Here is a 15,951-nt window from a genome sequence, read left to right as displayed (position 1 = left end):
CGCGCGGGCCGAGTCATGGACGAAGCCCTCAAGCAACTACTGACCCTCGGGCGCGGCTCCTTCGAGAAGAAGCAGTACGCCCAGGCCGAGCAGTTCTTGACGAAGGTGGTCGAGCAGAATCCGACCTTCGCCGACGTCTACAACATGCTCGGCATCATCTACCACGACCAGGGCCAGTTCGCCCGGGCGCAGCGGGCCTTCGAGTCCGCGCTGCGGCTCAACCCCGCGTACACCGAGGCCGCGCTCAACCTGGCGGTCATCTACAACGACATGGGGAAGTACGCGGAGGCGAAGGAGGTCTACCAGGCCGCCTTGTCCCGCCAGAAGGGCGCCCCCGGCGAGCTGGACCCCTACGTCATGAAGAAGGTGGCCAACATGTACGCCGACATCGGCGACGTGTTCGCCTCCAGCGGCGTGTGGCAGAAGGCCATTGAAGAGTACCGCCGCGCGCTGGCCCACTTCCCGGAGTTCGTGGACATCCGCCTGAAGCTGGGCAACGCCCTCCGGGACGCGGGCGACAACGCGGCGGCCCTGGCGGAGTACGAACAGGTCATCGCGCAGAATCCGTCGTACATTCCTGGACGGATCAACTATGGAATCGCCCTGTACTCGGCGGGACGCCGTGACGAGGCGGTGAAGGTCTGGGAAGACGTGCTCGTGCGCAGCCCCGGCAACAAGAGCGCGCAGATGTACCTCAACCTGGTGAAGGACCCGGGGAAGGCGGAAGTGACGGGTTGAGCACCATGGCAACTTCCATCATCGAGGTCGCGGCACCGTGAGCACTCCTGGCGGTACGGCGAAGTCCTTTGCCCTCAAGTTCATCTCCGGGAAGTACCAGGGCGGTGAGTTCCCGCTGAAGGCCAACAAGCAGATCGTCGTCGGACGGTCGAGCGAGTTGGACATGGTGCTGGTGGAGGACATGGTCTCGCGCAAGCACGCGAAGATTTTGTTCTCCGACGGAGCCATCACCATCGAGGACCTGGGGTCCACCAACGGCACCTTCGTCAACGGCGAGAAGGTCAAGCAGGCCAAGCTGAAGGAGGGAGACCGCATCCTCATCGGGACCTCCATCCTCAAGCTGGTGCACCAGGGCGCGGAGAGCGCCCCGGTGGACGAGAGCGTCGTGAAGCAGAAGCTGGAGGAGGCCGCCGCCGCCCAGGCCGCGCGGACCACCAAGGCCAGCTCCATGACGGGGAAGATTGAAGAGATTCCCCTCCCGGATCTGCTCCAGCTCTTCCACACGTCCAAGAAGAACGGCGTGCTCGTGGTCAACAACGCCCACGAGGGGAAGATCTACCTGCGCCAGGGCCGCGTGTACTACGCGGTCATCGACGACAACCACAACCTGGGCCCGCAGAAGAGCTTCAACCGCATCGTCACCTGGGAAGAGGGTGACTTCGAGCTGCGCCCCGCGGACACGCAGGAGTTCATGGTGGAGCTGGACTCCTCCACCGAAGCGCTCCTGATGGACGCCCTGCGGCAGCTGGACGAGTTCAAGCGCCTGCAGCCGAACCTGCCGCCCATGGCCACGGCGCTGCGCCTCGCGCAGCCCATGACGGCGCCCTTGAAGGAACTGACGCCGGAGCACCTGGACGTGCTGCAGCTGGTGCACAACCACGGCTCGCTGGGCGGCGTGCTGGACCACTCGGACGGCGACGACGTGCTCACCGCCGAGACGGTGGTGCAGCTCATGAAGCGCGACTACGTGCGCGCGGAGTAGGGCGGGGAACATCATGGCGGGTGCGAAACCGGTGGCGCCGAAGAAGCGCCTCACGGAGATGAGCCACTGCGCGGGCTGCGCGGCGAAGCTCAAGGCGGGGGACCTGGCCACGGTCCTGGGCGGGCTGAAGGGGGCGGCGTCCCACCCCCGGGCCCTGGTGGGCTTCCACACGAATGACGACGCCGCCGTGTACCAAGTGGCGCCGGGCATGGCCGTGGTGGAGACGGTGGACTTCTTCCCACCGCTCGTGGACGACCCGTTCCAGTTCGGCGCCATCGCCGCGGCCAACGCGCTGTCGGACATCTGGGCCATGGGCGCGAAGCCGCTGTTCGCGCTCAACCTGGTGTGCTTCCCGGACGAGCTGCCGCTCAAGACGCTGCAGAAGATTCTCGCGGGCGGCCAGTCCAAGGCGGACGAGGCGGGCATCCCCATCCTGGGCGGCCACAGCATCCGCGACCCGGAGCCCAAGTTCGGCATGGCCGTCACCGGCGTGGTGCACCCGAAGAAGGTGCTCACCAACGCGGGCGCGAAGCCGGGGGACGTGCTCCTGCTCACCAAGCCCGTGGGCACGGGCATCGCCACCACCGCCATCAAGCGGGGCCTTGCGTCCAAGCAGCTCACGAAGCGCGTGACGGCGCAGATGGCCACGCTCAACAAGGCGGCGGGAGAGGTCTTCGCGTCGGGTGCGTTCAAGGTCAACGCGCTCACGGACGTGACGGGCTTCGGCCTCCTGGGCCACCTCCTGGAGATGATGAACGGCGCGAAGACGCGTGCGGCGCTGGACCTGGAGCGCATCCCGCTCATCGCGGAGGTGCCCGCGCTGGCGGAGGCCGGCGTGATTCCGGGCGGCACGAAGACGAACCTCGCCCACGTGAAGAAGCAGGTCACGTTCCCGGAGGGGCTGCCGGAGCACATCCAGTGGCTGCTCGCGGACGCGCAGACCAACGGCGGTCTCCTGGCCAGCGTGCCCGCGCGTCACGCGCTCAAGGCCATCCAGGCGCTGGAGAAGGCGGGCGTGGACACGGCCCTCATCGGCGAAGTGCGGGCGGGCCGCCCCGGCATCGACGTCATCGGCTGAGGCACGCGCGCCCGGGAGCGGATTTCGCCTCCGGGCCGGGCCTCCGCTAACATCCCGGCGCGAATGTCGCCGCGCCGTTTCCTCCTCTGCCTCCCCGTGCTCGCGTGTCTCCTGCCGGCCCTCGCCGGGGCGGGGGAGCGCGGCGCTCGCATCGTCATCGACCCGGGACATGGCGGGGCGAAGGAGGGCGCGAAGGGGCCCGGCGAGCTCTGGGAGAAGGAGGTCGCGCTCCAGATTGCCCAGCGCCTGCGCGAGAAGCTGGAGGCCGCGGGCAGCGAGGTGTTCCTCACGCGCGAGCGCGACACGCTGATGGCGCTGTCGGAGCGGGTGGAGTTCTCCAACATCCAGCGGCCGGACCTCTTCCTCTCCATCCACGCCAACTCCATGCCCACGAAGCGGCTGCGCGAGCGCACCGAGGGCATCGAGACGTACTTCCTCTCCGCCAACGCCTCCGGTGAGGCGGCGCGCGCGGTGGCGGACCGCGAGAACGCGGAGGCCCCCACGGCCCGCGCGGCACGGGGCCACTCCACGCTGGCCTTCATCCTGGATGACCTGGCGCGCACGGAGGCGCACTCGGACGCGTCCCGGCTGGCCTACGCCATCCACCCGCGCCTCGTGTCCAGGAGCGGCGCGGCGGACCGGGGCGTGCAGCAGGCGCCCTTCTTCGTCCTCACGGGCGTGGAGGCGCCGGCGGTGCTGATTGAAGTGGGCTTCATCTCCCACCCGCAGGAGGGCGCGCGGCTGGGGAAGGCCGCGTACCAGGAGACGCTGGCGGAGGCCATCGCGGACGGGGTGTTGGCCTTCCTGCGGGAGACGCGGAAGCGGGACTCGTCGCCCCCGCAACCGGTGGCTGGATCCACGGGGCCCTGATAAAGCGTGGGGGCTTCGCCTGTCCCTCCCTGTCAGGAGCCTTCCCTCGTGCGTTCCTTCAACCGTGGTGCGCTGGACCTCCGGCCCGTCACCCTCACGCCCAACGTCAACCGCTACGCGGAGGGCTCCGTCCAGGTGGAGTTCGGCCACACCAAGGTGCTCGTCACCTGCTCGGTGGAGGACCGCGTCCCGCCGCACCTGATGGGCAAGGGCAGCGGCTGGGTGACGGCCGAGTACGGCATGCTCCCGCGCGCCACGCACACCCGCGGCTCCCGTGAGGCCGCCAAGGGCAAGCAGTCCGGCCGCACCATGGAGATCCAGCGGCTCATCGGCCGCGCCCTGCGCGCGTCGGTGGACCTGCAGGCCCTGGGCGTGCGCACCTTCACGCTGGACTGTGACGTCATCCAGGCGGACGGCGGCACGCGCACCGCGTCCATCACCGGCGCGTACGTGGCGCTGGTGCTGGCCATGCGCTCGCTCAACAAGCCGGGCATCCTGAAGGGCCTCACCCCGCTGGCCGCGGTGTCCGTGGGCGTGGTGAACGGCGAGGTGCGCGTGGACCTGGACTACGACGAGGACTCCACCGCGGAGGTGGACCTGAACCTCGTGGCCACGGGCGACGGACGCATCGTGGAGGTGCAGGGCACCGCCGAGCACAAGCTCTTCGACCGCAAGTCGATGGACGCGATGCTGGACGGGGGCCTCGCGGCCATCCAGCAGCTCGCCGCCGCGCAGGCGAAGGTGCTGGGATGAAGCCGAAGCTGCTCTTCGCCACTGGCAACGCCGGCAAGGTGCGTGAGCTGCGCCTGCTCGTGGGCGACGCGGTGGAGGTGGTGTCCCTCAAGGACCTGCCCCCCATCCCCGAGCCCGTGGAGGACGCCGCCACCTTCGAGGAGAACGCGGTGAAGAAGGCCCGCGAGTACTCGGAGGCCACCGGGCTGCCCGCGCTGGCGGACGACTCCGGGCTGTGCGTGGACGCGCTGGACGGGCGGCCCGGCGTGCACTCCGCCCGCTACGCGCCGGGGGACGACAAGGCCCGGTACGAGAAGCTCCTCGCTGAGCTGGCGGACGTGCCCGAGGAGAAGCGCACCGCCTCCTTCCGCTGCGCCCTGGCGCTGGTGACGGGCAAGGGCGACGAGGCCCGGGTGGAGGTGGGCCGCTGCGAGGGCGTCATCCTCCGGGCTCCGAAGGGGACGAACGGCTTCGGCTACGACCCGGTGTTCCAGGTGGAGGGGGAGGGCGGGCGCTCCATGGCGGAGCTGGCACCGGAGGAGAAGTCGCGGGTGTCGCACCGGGCCCGGGCCTTCCAGCTGATGCGGCGCCATCTGTTGGCGCTTTGACCGGGCGGGCGGGCGTCAGGAACAGCAAGCTTGCGCGTCCGTCCGCGTTAGGCGAAGAATGCGGCACTTCTCGGGGCGTAGCGCAGCCTGGTAGCGCACCTGCCTTGGGCGCAGGGGGTCGGAGGTTCGAATCCTCTCGCCCCGATTTGAAGTGCTGTGAGGGTTCAGCAGTCAGGACGGGCCAGCTCCAGTAGCTCAGCTGGATAGAGCACCGACCTTCTAAGTCGGGGGTCGCAGGTTCGAGTCCTGCCTGGGGCGCAAATCTGCTGGCAGTTGGTTTTGGGCCTTGAACGGCTCCGGTTTCCACGGTAGGAGACCGCCGCTTTCCAAAGCCGTGACGTGTGAAGTGACGGCGAATGTAGCTCAACTGGTTAGAGCGCCGGACTGTGACTCCGGAGGTTGCCGGTTCGATCCCGGTCATTCGCCCTTCTTCTCTCGCTTCCTGTCGCGCCTATAGCTCAACTGGATAGAGCATCGGCCTTCGAAGCCGAGGGTTGGGGGTTCAAGTCCCTCTGGGCGCACACCCTTTCCCAGCCCCTTCCTGGTCTGAAAGCGAAACGCCCGCGCCCCTCACTCCGGGACGCGGGCGTTGTTCATTTCGCGCTCACGCGGGACTTCAGGCGTCCGGGTTCGCGGCGCCGTTCTTCGCCGTGGGCACCTGGCAGCGCAGTTCCGTCTCCGCCTCCAGCGCGGTGAGGTTCTCGCGCATGGCCTTCGCCCATTTGGCCCGGGGCTGCTCCATCAGCTTCTCGTGCGCCAGGTCGATGGTCTCGCTCAGCTCGTCGTCGGACAGCTCGGACGTCGTCTTGCCCTTGTGCGGGCCGAACGCCACCACCACCGCGCTCGCCTTCGGACGCTCGGGCGTCTGGGCCACGGGCACCGCCGCCACCGTCTTGGCCGGCGCCAGCGGCACGTCCACGTCCAGCCGCGCCTCCTCCTTCTCCGCGGCCCGCGCCGTCTCCACCGCCTTGGGCGCCTCCGTGGGCGCCGGAGCCAGGGTGGGGAAGGACGCCTTCACCGGGCCGGGCTTCGAGCCCAGCACCTCGTAGGAACCGGAGGCGGGCGCGGGTTCGTCGTGCGCGTCGTACTCCTCGGCCGGCATCTCCTCGCGCACGTACAGTCCGCCGAAGGCCTCCGGGTACGCCTTGCGCAGGGCCGCCACGCGCGCGCACTTTTCAATCATCGTCGTGGGAATCTTGGCCCACAGTGGCGTCTGCTGGACGTAGCCGGAGAAGTCCAGCCACACGACGACCGGCAGCTTCCCCTCGCGCACCACGCGCGACCAGGCTCCCACCAGGGCGCCCTTGCGCTTGGCCGGGTTGAAGCGGTGCACCACCTCGCCCTTGCCCTGGTCCACGACGATTTCGTCCTCGGCGAACACCGCGCTCGCCTGGATGCCCTTGAAGTCCGGGAAGCGCTCCGCCCGGGCGAGCATGCCCGCCTCGGAGGGCTGGAACTCGTACTTCGTCACCCAGTTGGGCCGCTCGCGGTTGCCCACGTTCTGCCGGCGCGCCACGCAGAACGCTTCCTTGAGCAGCGGATCCAACCCGCTGCGCTTGCACTGCTCGATGAAGAGGGCGAACTCGTCCTCGCTGATTCCCCGGGGGCAGATGGTCCGCTTCACCAGCTCCACCCGCTCCCGGTTCCAGGCCGCGCCCTGCGGCGACGTCGTTCCATCCGCCTTCACATTCGCATCCATCACTGTGTCTCCAGCACCGCTCGAAAAGGCGGACGACCCTCGCCCGCCCACATGGTCGCCGCGGGAACACGGCGCACGCCCCGTGGAGCAGGGGCCCGGAAGGAGCCCTGCTACAGGCCTGCAGCGCGAATCGCGGCGTGGATCAACATGCGAGCCCGGCCGACCCTTCGCATCGCTTCCCGGTCGCGGGGACGGCCGGCCGCACGCCGGGCATCCGGTTCCAACGCGGAGAATGGAAGGGGTGTGCAAAAACGTTTTGACAGGGCGGGCGGCGCCCGGTATTCACCGCGCCACCTCGGACGTCGCGCAGCCAACGCGGCCGAACGCAAAGCCGGGAGCGTAGCTCAATTGGCAGAGCAATGGACTCTTAATCCATAGGTTGTGGGTTCGATTCCCTCCGCTCTCACTCGCAGGGCCCCTTCTGGAAACGGAAGGGGCCCTGTGTCTTTTCCGGCACTCCCTCACCGGGAAGCGCGCGCCGCAAAGGCCCTGTCCCCCACGGACGTTTCGCGGTAGGACGGTCGCACGACGCGTCGGGCGGGTGGCGAAACTGGTAGACGCGCCAGACTTAGGATCTGGTACCGCAAGGTGTGAGGGTTCGAGTCCCTCCTCGCCCATTTCGCGTTGACCCGTTCGTGCCTATCCCCTAAAGCCGCACGTCCCACTTTCCGGTTGCCGCCCCGGGACGTACTGCCCGTGGAGGCGGCGAGCGAGGCCCGCATGAAGGTCCAGGTCGAAGAGCTCTCTCCCATCGAGAAGAAGCTCTCCATCGAGGTCGACTCCGCCCGCGTTTCTGAGGAGCTCAACCGCGCGTACACCGCGCTCAGCGGCCAGGTGCGCCTGCCCGGCTTCCGTCAGGGCAAGGTCCCCCGCCGCATCCTCGAGCAGAAGTACCGCGAGCAGGTGGAGGACGACGTCATCCAGCGCGTCGTGCAGAAGGCCTACCTGGACGCCGTGCGCGAGCACAAGGTGGAGGCCGTCGCCTCGCCCCAGGTCACCAACTCCGGCCTCAAGCCCGGCGCCCCCTTCAGCTTCGAGGCGCGCGTGGAGGTGAAGCCGAAGGTGGAGGCCAAGGACTTCGAGGGCCTGTCGCTCACGAAGGTGGACACCGCCGTCGCGGACGACGCGGTGAACCAGCAGATCGAGAACATGCGCCAGAACCTGGGCCGCATCGAGCCCGTCACCGACCGCGACACCGCGGCCCAGGGCGACCAGGTCACCATCGACTTCGAGGCGAAGGTGGACGGCAATGCGTTCCCCGGCAGCAAGGCGGACGGCATTGGCGTGCGCGTGCAGGACGGCGACCTCATCCAGGGCAACATCCCGCAGCTGGCGGGCGTGAAGGTCGGCGAGTCCAAGGACGTGGAATACACCTTCGCCCAGGACTACCAGGCCGAAGAGGTCCGCGGGAAGACGGCCGTCTTCCACATCACCGTCAAGGAGCTGAAGAAGCCGGTGGTGCCGGAGCTCAACGACGACTTCGCCAAGCAGACCGGCGTCGCGCAGACGGTGGACGAGCTGCGCGCCAAGGTGCGCTCCGACCTGGAGAAGGCCAAGAAGAACCAGGCCACCGTGGACGAGCGCGACGGCCTCATCAAGGCGCTCTTGGAGAAGAACCCGTTCGACGTGCCCCGCGCCATGGTGGAGCGCGCCATCGACTCCATGATGGAGGGCGCCTTCCGCCAGATGCAGCGCCAGGGCATCGACCCGCGCCAGCTGGGCCTGGACTTCAACCGCCTGCGCGACGAGATGCGGGAGAAGGCCACCCTGGAGGTGAAGGGCACGCTGCTCTTCGAGGCCATTGCCCAGCAGCAGAACATCCAGGCGTCCGACGAGGACGTGGAGAAGCGCATCGAGGACCTGGCCATCGAGGCCAACCAGCCGGTCGCCCAGGTGAAGAAGTACTTCAAGGGCCCGGACGAGCGCCTTGGGTTGTCTCTGCGACTCCGCGAGGAAAAGACGATTGAATTCCTCAAGGGCCGGGCGAAGTATTCTTGAGGCTTTTCCTTCAAGACTCCTGAGTTCCTTCTAGAGGTCCATCCGACATGCCCTTCATGCCCGTCCCCTACGTCATCGAGCAGACCCACCGGGGTGAGCGCTCGTACGACATCTACAGCCGGCTCCTGAAGGACCGCATCGTCATGCTGGGAACGGAGATCGACGATGACGTGGCCAACGCCATCGTCGCCCAGCTCCTGTTCCTGGAGTCGGAAGACCCGGACAAGGACATCAACCTCTACATCAACTCGCCCGGCGGGTCCGTGACGGCCGGTCTGGCCATCTACGACACGATGCAGTACGTCAAGGCGCCCGTCTCCACCATCTGCGTGGGGCAGGCGGCCTCCATGGGCGCGGTGCTGCTGCTCGCCGGCGCGAAGGGCAAGCGCTACTCGCTGCCCTCCAGCCGCATCATGATCCACCAGCCGCTGGGTGGCGCGCGCGGCCAGGCGACGGACATCGAAATCCAGGCCCGTGAAATCCTTCGCATGAAGGCCAAGCTCAACGAGCTCATCGTCAAGCACACCGGCCAGACGATCGAGCGCGTGGAGAAGGACACGGACCGCGACTACTTCATGGGCGCCGCGGAGGCGAAGGCGTACGGCATCATCGACTCCATCCAAGACCCCCGGAAGGTCGTGGGCGTGAAGCCGGAAGAGAAGAAGTAGACACACCGACATCCGAACGGGCCGGGGTGCCAATCACCCGGCTGGCGGCCGGGGGTGCTGGGAATCTTCTCCCGCGCCTCCGGCCTTCTCGTTTCTCCCGTCACCGGCATTTTCCCCTTGTTAAGTACCCGGAAGGTGCGTGGACGTTCCGGATGGGGGCTGACTAGATTGGGCAGGGGCAGGGGACCGGTGCGAAGCGGGTTGGGGCCTTTCAGGCGCAGCGAGGGATTTCATGGCGGGTAAGAACGTGGAGAAGCGAGACAACCAGACCCTCTGCTGCTCCTTCTGCGGCAAATCGCAGAAGGAGGTGAAGAAGCTCATCGCGGGCCCGACGGTCTACATCTGCGACGAGTGCATCGGGCTGTGCAACGACATCATCGCGGAGGAGATCGACCGCGAGGAGACCAAGGACACCAAGCTGCGCATCCCCCGGCCCTCTGAAATCAAGGCCGTGCTGGATGAGTACGTGGTGGGCCAGGAGCGCGCGAAGAAGACGCTCTCCGTGGCGGTGCACAACCACTACAAGCGCATCGAGTCCAAGGTCGCCATGGACGATGTGGAGCTGCAGAAGAGCAACATCCTGCTGCTCGGCCCCACGGGCTCCGGCAAGACGCTGCTCGCGCAGACGCTGGCGCGCATCCTCAACGTCCCCTTCACCATCGCGGACGCCACGTGCCTCACGGAGGCCGGCTACGTCGGCGAGGACGTGGAGAACATCATCGTCAACCTGCTCCAGGCCGCGGACCACGACATCGAGCGCGCGCAGCGGGGCATCGTCTACATCGACGAAATCGACAAGATCGCCCGCAAGTCGGAGAACCCCTCCATCACCCGCGACGTGAGCGGCGAGGGCGTGCAGCAGGCGCTCCTGAAGATCATCGAAGGCACGGTGGCCAACGTCCCGCCCAAGGGTGGCCGCAAGCACCCGCAGCAGGAGTTCCTGCAGGTGGACACCACCAACATCCTCTTCATCTGCGGCGGCGCGTTCGGCGGCCTGGAGCAGGTGATTGAACGGCGCCTGGGCGGGCGCAGCCTGGGCTTCGGCGCGGAGATCCAGTCGCGCAAGCAGCGCAACCTCAGTGAGCTGCTCAAGCACGTGGAGCCGGAGGACCTGCTCAAGTTCGGCATGATTCCGGAGTTCATCGGCCGTCTGCCCATCATCACCGCGCTGGAGGAGCTGGACGAAGGCGCGCTCGTGAACATCCTGGGCGAGCCCAAGAACGCGCTCACCAAGCAGTACCGCAAGCTCTTCGAGCTGGACGGCGTGTCGCTGAAGTTCACCGACGGGGCCCTGAAGGCCATCGCGTCGGAGGCCATCCGCCGCAAGGCGGGCGCCCGCGGCCTGCGCTCCATCCTGGAGACGGCCATGCTGGACGTGATGTACGAAATCCCGTCCCGCAAGACGGCCCGCGAGGTGCTCATCTCCGAGGAGGTCATCCTCAAGAAGAGCGAGCCCGTCGTCCTGCACTCGCAGGACAACAAGGAGACTCCGGAGCCGAAGAAGGAATCGGCCTAGTGCGAATCATCCTCTAGGGGCTCGCAAGGGCCTGACGGGGATGACGGGGCGCGTCACGGTCATTGGGCCGGGGCGCGCCCTTCGTCTTTTCAGGGGGCCCGGCGGCCGTGGGGGCGGGCCCCACTTTTTGCGGGCCGGGGCGGGGGGCTTCTTGTATCTGCTATCCCCCATGAGAAAGCTCCTCATGCCTGCCCTGTTGTCGCTCGTGGCCTGCACCTCCGCGAAGGAAGCCACGCGTGACGAAGCCCCCGCCGCGTCCACCGCGACGCAGAGCGCTCCGGCCCAGGAGGGCCCCTCCCGCATGGCCTACCCGGCGACCCGTTCCGACGCGGTGGTGGACACGCTGCACGGACAGCAGGTGGCGGATCCCTACCGCTGGCTGGAGGACGAGAAGGCCCCGGAGGTCCAGGCCTGGATGAAGGCGCAGGACGGCTTCACCCGCGACGCGCTGGCGAAGATGCCGGGCCGCGACGCGCTGGCGAAGCGCTTCACGGAGCTCTTCTACGTGGACTCGGTGACGGCGCCGTTCCGCCGGGGCAACCGCTTCTTCTACATGCGGACCCACAAGGACAAGGAGAAGGCCATCGTCTACTGGAAGGACGGCGAGTCCGGACAGGAGAAGGTGCTGCTGGACCCGAACGCCATGAGCAAGGACGCCCCGGTGTCCCTGGGCCGCTGGGTGCCGTCGTGGGACGGCAAGCGCGTGGCCTTCCCGGTGCGCCCCAACGCCGCGGACGAGGCCACCCTGCACGTCATCGACGTGGACACCGGCGAGTGGTCCAAGGTGGACGTGATTGAGGGCGCCAAGTACGCCAACACCAACTGGACGCCGGACGGCAAGGGCTTCTACTACGAGTGGCTGCCCACGGACCCCTCCATCCCGGTGGACGCGCGCCCGGGCTACACCACGCTCAAGTTCCACAAGCTGGGCGAGGATCCGAAGAAGGACGTCGTGGTGCACGAGCGCACCGGCGACCCGACGACGTTCCTCCAGGGCGACCTGTCGCGAGACGGCAAGTACCTCTTCGCGTCCATCCTGCGCGGCTGGAGCGAGAACGACGTCTACTGGAAGCACCCGGCGGAGAAGGACTGGCGGCTGCTCGTGAAGGGCAAGGGCGCCAAGTACAGCGTGCTGGCCTGGAAGGACCGCTTCTACGTCGTCACCGACGAGGGCGCCCCGCGCCAGCGCGTCTTCGCTGTGGACCCCAAGAAGACCGACCGCGCGAACTGGAAGGAAGTGGTGCCGGAGGACCCCAAGGCCACGCTGGAGAGCGTGTCGCTGGTGGGCGGCCACCTGGCGCTGGAGTACCTCAAGGACGTGGCCACGGAGCTGCGCATCACCACGCTGGAGGGCAAGCCGGTGCGCACCGTGCAACTGCCGGGCGTGGGCGCCGCCAGCAACCTGTCGGGCCTGGAGGACCAGGACGACGCCTACTTCTCCTACAGCTCCTTCACCACGCCCCGGCAGGTCTACCGGACGTCCGTGAAGAGCGGGAAGGTGGACCTGTGGGCGAAGGTGGAGGTGCCCATGGACCCGGACGCGTACACAACGGAGCAGGTCTTCTACACGTCGAAGGACGGCACGAAGGTGCCCATGTTCCTCGTCTACAAGAAGGGCCTGAAGAAGGACGGCACCGCGCCCACGCTGCTGTACGGCTACGGCGGCTTCCTGGTGAGCATGCAGCCGGGCTTCCGCGCGAGCATCCTGCCGTGGCTGGACGCGGGCGGCATCTACGCGGTGGCCAACCTGCGCGGCGGCGGTGAGTACGGCACCGCGTGGCACGAGGCGGGCAAGGGCGCGAACAAGCAGAACGTGTTCGACGACTTCGCGGGCGCGGCCGAGTACCTGGCGAAGGAGAAGTACACCCAGGCGAAGAAGCTGGCCATCTACGGCGGCAGCAACGGCGGCCTGCTGGTGGGCGCGGCCATGACGCAGCGCCCGGAGCTGTACGGCGCGGTGGTGTGCGGCGTGCCGCTCTTGGACATGGTGCGCTTCCACCTGTTCGGCAGCGGGCGGACCTGGGTGCCGGAGTACGGGTCGGCGGACGACGCCGGGCAGTTCAAGACCCTGTACGCCTATTCGCCCTACCACCACGTGCGTCAGGACGTGGCCTACCCGCCCCTCTTGATGATGAGCTCGGACCACGATGACCGGGTGGACCCCATGCACGCGCGCAAGTTCGTGGCGGCGGTGCAGAACGCGAAGGGCAATCCGGCGCCCACCCTGCTACGCATCGAGGCCAACGCGGGCCATGGCGGGGCGGACCAGGTGGCCAAGGCCATCGAGTCCAGCGTGGACATGTATGCCTTCCTCTTCCAGGCCCTGGGCGTCGCATGGCCGGATGCCGGGGTAGCGGCCGAGAGCCGCTAGAATCGGGGCAGGACACACTCCTGCCTCCCGGTGTTCCCTTGATGGCAGGGGGCGGACCCCCAATCTTGAGCGGGGAACGGGTCCTGCGACCGGCGTGTTATAGAGCAGCGTTTCACCCTGCATGCGCGCTTGGGCGGCATGTGGGCAACTCTTGAAGGGCCTGCCCGTACGGTGGGCCAGCGGGTGGCGGATACATGTTCTTCGGACGTGACGACAAGAAGGAAGCCCAGAAGCGGGGCCTCACCATCCCGCTCTTGCCCCTTCGGGACATCATCGTGTTCCCGCACATGGTGGTTCCGCTGTTCGTCGGCCGGGAGAAGTCCATCGCGGCGTTGAAGGACGCGATGGCCCACAAGGGTCCGGATGACAAGGCAGTCATCCTGCTGGCCGCCCAGAAGAAGGCCAAGACGAACGACCCCTCGCCCGACGACATCTTCCACTTCGGCACCATCGGCCACCTCATCCAGCTCCTCCCGCTGCCCGACGGCACGATGAAGGTCCTGGTGGAGGGCGTGCGCCGCGCCAAGGTGAAGAAGTTCCACCCGAACGACGCCTTCTTCATGGTCGAGGTGGACGAGGTCGAAGAGCAGCTGGAGAAGAGCGTGGAGCTGGAGGCGCTGGTGCGCTCCGTCCACTCCGTCTTCGAAGCCTTCGTGAAGCTCAACAAGCGCATCCCGCCGGAGATGCTGATGCAGGTCGCCAGCATCGACGACCCGGCGCGCCTGGCGGACACCATCGTCGCGCACCTGTCGCTGAAGCTGAACGACAAGCAGGCGCTGCTCGAGACGGAGTCCCCGGCCAAGCGCCTGGAGAAGCTCTACGAGCTGATGCAGGGTGAGATCGAGATTCTCCAGGTGGAGAAGAAGATCCGCACGCGCGTCAAGAAGCAGATGGAGAAGACCCAGAAGGAGTACTACCTGAATGAGCAGATGCAGGCCATTCAGAAGGAGCTGGGTGAGCGCGACGAGTTCAAGAACGAGATCCAGGAGATTGAAGAGAAGCTGAAGAACAAGCGGATGAGCAAGGAGGCCACGCTCAAGGTCAAGAAGGAGCTGAAGAAGCTCCGGATGATGAGCCCGATGAGCGCCGAGGCCACGGTCGTCCGCAACTACATCGACTGGATCATCAGCCTGCCCTGGTACGACGAGACCCAGGACCGGCTGGACGTCACCGAAGCGGAGCGGGTGCTCAACGAGGACCACTACGGCCTGAAGAAGCCGAAGGAGCGCATCCTCGAGTACCTGGCCGTGCAGCAGTTGGTGAAGAAGTTGAAGGGCCCCGTGCTGTGCTTCGTGGGGCCTCCGGGCGTGGGCAAGACGTCGCTCGCGCGCAGCATCGCGCGGGCCACGGGCCGCAAGTTCGTGCGCCTCAGCTTGGGCGGCGTGCGTGACGAGGCCGAAATCCGCGGCCACCGCCGCACGTACATCGGCGCGATGCCGGGCAAGCTCATCCAGTCCCTGAAGAAGGCGGGCAGCAACAACCCCGTGTTCCTCCTGGACGAGATCGACAAGATGTCCACGGACTTCCGTGGAGACCCGAGCGCGGCGCTGCTGGAGGTGCTGGACCCGGAGCAGAACCACAACTTCAACGACCACTACCTGGACCTCGACTACGACCTGTCCAAGGTGATGTTCATCTGCACCGCGAACACGATGCACAACATCCCCGGTCCGCTGCAGGACCGCATGGAAGTGATTCGCATCGCGGGGTACACCGAGCCGGAGAAGCTCTCCATCGCGCGGCGCTACCTGATTCCGAAGGAGCAGGAGGCCAACGGCCTCGCGGACCTGAAGATCGACATCACCAACGACGCGCTGAAGACCATCGTGCACCGGTACACGCGCGAGTCGGGCGTGCGCTCGCTGGAGCGTGAGATTGGCGGCGTGTTCCGGAAGATTGCCCGCGACGTGCTGAAGAACGGCAAGCGGGACCTCATCGAGGTGGACCGCAAGCAGGCGATGAAGTTCCTGGGCACGCCCCGCTTCCGCTACGGCGTGGCGGAGCGCGAGGACCAGGTGGGCATCGTCACGGGGCTCGCGTGGACGGAGCTGGGCGGTGAAATCCTGACCACGGAAGCCACGTCCATGCCGGGCAAGGGCAAGCTCATCATCACCGGCAAGCTGGGTGAGGTGATGCAGGAGTCCGCCCAGGCGGCCATGTCCTACGTGCGCAGCCGCGCGGAGCGCTTCGGCATCGACCGCAAGGTGTTCGAGAACTACGACATCCACGTCCACCTGCCGGAGGGCGCGATTCCCAAGGACGGTCCGTCCGCGGGCGTCACCATGGCCACGGCGCTGGTGAGCGCGCTGACGCGCGTGCCGGTCCGCAGGGACGTGGCGATGACGGGTGAAATCACGCTGCGTGGCCGCGTGCTGCCCATCGGCGGTCTGAAGGAGAAGACGCTGGCGGCGCACCGCGCGGGCATCAAGACGGTCCTGATTCCGAAGGCGAACAAGAAGGACCTGAAGGACATCCCGCTGAAGATCCGCAAGGCGCTGCGCATCGTCCCGGTGGAGTTCGTGGACGACGTGCTGCGTGAGGCGCTGCTCCTGGAGAAGCCGGAGGAGTTCGGCCGCAAGGGGGCGGGGGACAACCTGAAGACGGGGCTGACGGTGGAGGCGGTGTCCACGCCTTCGCAGGCCTGAGGTTGGGCTTCCGGCCCCCTTGAAGGGGCCGGGCAGTGACGAAGCC

Annotated in this window: 12 protein-coding genes and 6 tRNA genes; 17 read left to right on the top strand and 1 reads right to left on the bottom strand. The window is 67.3% G+C overall.

Annotated features, from left to right (window positions below; genetic code table 11):
* Nucleotides 1-15: 15 nt before the first annotated feature.
* The 10 genes from JYJ93_RS33030 to JYJ93_RS32985 all read left to right on the top strand — a co-directional run bounded on the left by JYJ93_RS33030 (nucleotide 16) and on the right by JYJ93_RS32985 (nucleotide 5,529).
* Nucleotides 16-738 carry a tetratricopeptide repeat protein gene (locus JYJ93_RS33030; RefSeq protein ID WP_120619113.1) on the top strand — a complete coding sequence of 241 codons (723 nt, stop codon included), beginning with the start codon at nucleotides 16-18 and terminating at the stop codon, nucleotides 736-738.
* 37 nt (nucleotides 739-775) lie between these two features.
* Entirely contained in the window at nucleotides 776-1,720 is a 945-nt protein-coding gene (locus JYJ93_RS33025; protein WP_206798524.1) for a DUF4388 domain-containing protein, read from the top strand.
* A 13-nt stretch (nucleotides 1,721-1,733) separates the two neighbouring features.
* Nucleotides 1,734-2,798, top strand: coding sequence for a selenide, water dikinase SelD (selD, locus tag JYJ93_RS33020; protein WP_206798523.1), 1,065 nt, complete (start codon nucleotides 1,734-1,736; stop codon nucleotides 2,796-2,798).
* 63 nt (nucleotides 2,799-2,861) lie between these two features.
* The gene (locus tag JYJ93_RS33015) at nucleotides 2,862-3,668 is read left to right on the top strand and encodes an N-acetylmuramoyl-L-alanine amidase (RefSeq protein WP_206798522.1); all 807 of its coding nucleotides are present in this window, start codon (nucleotides 2,862-2,864) and stop codon (nucleotides 3,666-3,668) included.
* A 48-nt stretch (nucleotides 3,669-3,716) separates the two neighbouring features.
* Entirely contained in the window at nucleotides 3,717-4,421 is a 705-nt protein-coding gene (gene rph / locus JYJ93_RS33010; RefSeq protein ID WP_014394861.1) for a ribonuclease PH, read from the top strand.
* Nucleotides 4,418-5,008: an RdgB/HAM1 family non-canonical purine NTP pyrophosphatase gene (rdgB, locus tag JYJ93_RS33005; RefSeq protein WP_206798521.1), complete on the top strand. Its 591-nt coding sequence runs from the start codon at nucleotides 4,418-4,420 to the stop codon at nucleotides 5,006-5,008. Before rph ends, rdgB begins: the two co-directional genes overlap by 4 nt.
* Before the next feature lie 71 nt (nucleotides 5,009-5,079).
* Nucleotides 5,080-5,153, top strand: a tRNA-Pro gene (locus tag JYJ93_RS33000).
* A 39-nt stretch (nucleotides 5,154-5,192) separates the two neighbouring features.
* Nucleotides 5,193-5,266 (top strand) — tRNA-Arg (locus tag JYJ93_RS32995).
* Between the two features lie 94 nt (nucleotides 5,267-5,360).
* Nucleotides 5,361-5,434: transfer RNA gene (locus JYJ93_RS32990), tRNA-His, on the top strand.
* 21 nt (nucleotides 5,435-5,455) lie between these two features.
* A tRNA-Arg gene (locus JYJ93_RS32985) sits at nucleotides 5,456-5,529 on the top strand.
* A 95-nt stretch (nucleotides 5,530-5,624) separates the two neighbouring features.
* Here JYJ93_RS32985 and bet read toward each other — a convergent pair.
* A complete protein-coding gene (gene bet, locus JYJ93_RS32980; RefSeq protein ID WP_206798520.1) occupies nucleotides 5,625-6,707 on the bottom strand; it encodes a phage recombination protein Bet in 1,083 nt (360 codons plus the stop codon).
* 333 nt (nucleotides 6,708-7,040) lie between these two features.
* On the opposite strand from bet, the gene JYJ93_RS32975 reads away from it, so the two are divergent.
* From JYJ93_RS32975 to lon, 7 genes are all read left to right on the top strand, one after another.
* Nucleotides 7,041-7,113, top strand: a tRNA-Lys gene (locus JYJ93_RS32975).
* A 129-nt stretch (nucleotides 7,114-7,242) separates the two neighbouring features.
* Nucleotides 7,243-7,324 (top strand) — tRNA-Leu (locus JYJ93_RS32970).
* 103 nt (nucleotides 7,325-7,427) lie between these two features.
* The gene (tig, locus tag JYJ93_RS32965; protein WP_206798519.1) at nucleotides 7,428-8,705 is read left to right on the top strand and encodes a trigger factor; all 1,278 of its coding nucleotides are present in this window, start codon (nucleotides 7,428-7,430) and stop codon (nucleotides 8,703-8,705) included.
* 47 nt (nucleotides 8,706-8,752) lie between these two features.
* The gene (gene clpP, locus JYJ93_RS32960) at nucleotides 8,753-9,373 is read left to right on the top strand and encodes an ATP-dependent Clp endopeptidase proteolytic subunit ClpP (protein ID WP_014394868.1); all 621 of its coding nucleotides are present in this window, start codon (nucleotides 8,753-8,755) and stop codon (nucleotides 9,371-9,373) included.
* A gap of 232 nt (nucleotides 9,374-9,605) precedes the next feature.
* A complete protein-coding gene (clpX, locus tag JYJ93_RS32955) occupies nucleotides 9,606-10,889 on the top strand; it encodes an ATP-dependent Clp protease ATP-binding subunit ClpX (protein WP_014394869.1) in 1,284 nt (427 codons plus the stop codon).
* A 184-nt stretch (nucleotides 10,890-11,073) separates the two neighbouring features.
* Nucleotides 11,074-13,260 (top strand): prolyl oligopeptidase family serine peptidase, encoded by a 2,187-nt coding sequence (locus JYJ93_RS32950; RefSeq protein ID WP_242544012.1) that lies wholly within the window; start codon nucleotides 11,074-11,076, stop codon nucleotides 13,258-13,260.
* 194 nt (nucleotides 13,261-13,454) lie between these two features.
* Entirely contained in the window at nucleotides 13,455-15,905 is a 2,451-nt protein-coding gene (gene lon / locus JYJ93_RS32945; protein ID WP_206798518.1) for an endopeptidase La, read from the top strand.
* The last annotated feature ends 46 nt before the right edge of the window (nucleotides 15,906-15,951 follow it).

Source organism: Corallococcus sp. NCSPR001, assembly GCF_017309135.1.
GTDB lineage: Bacteria > Myxococcota > Myxococcia > Myxococcales > Myxococcaceae > Corallococcus.
This window is presented reverse-complemented; position numbering and strand designations above follow the sequence as displayed.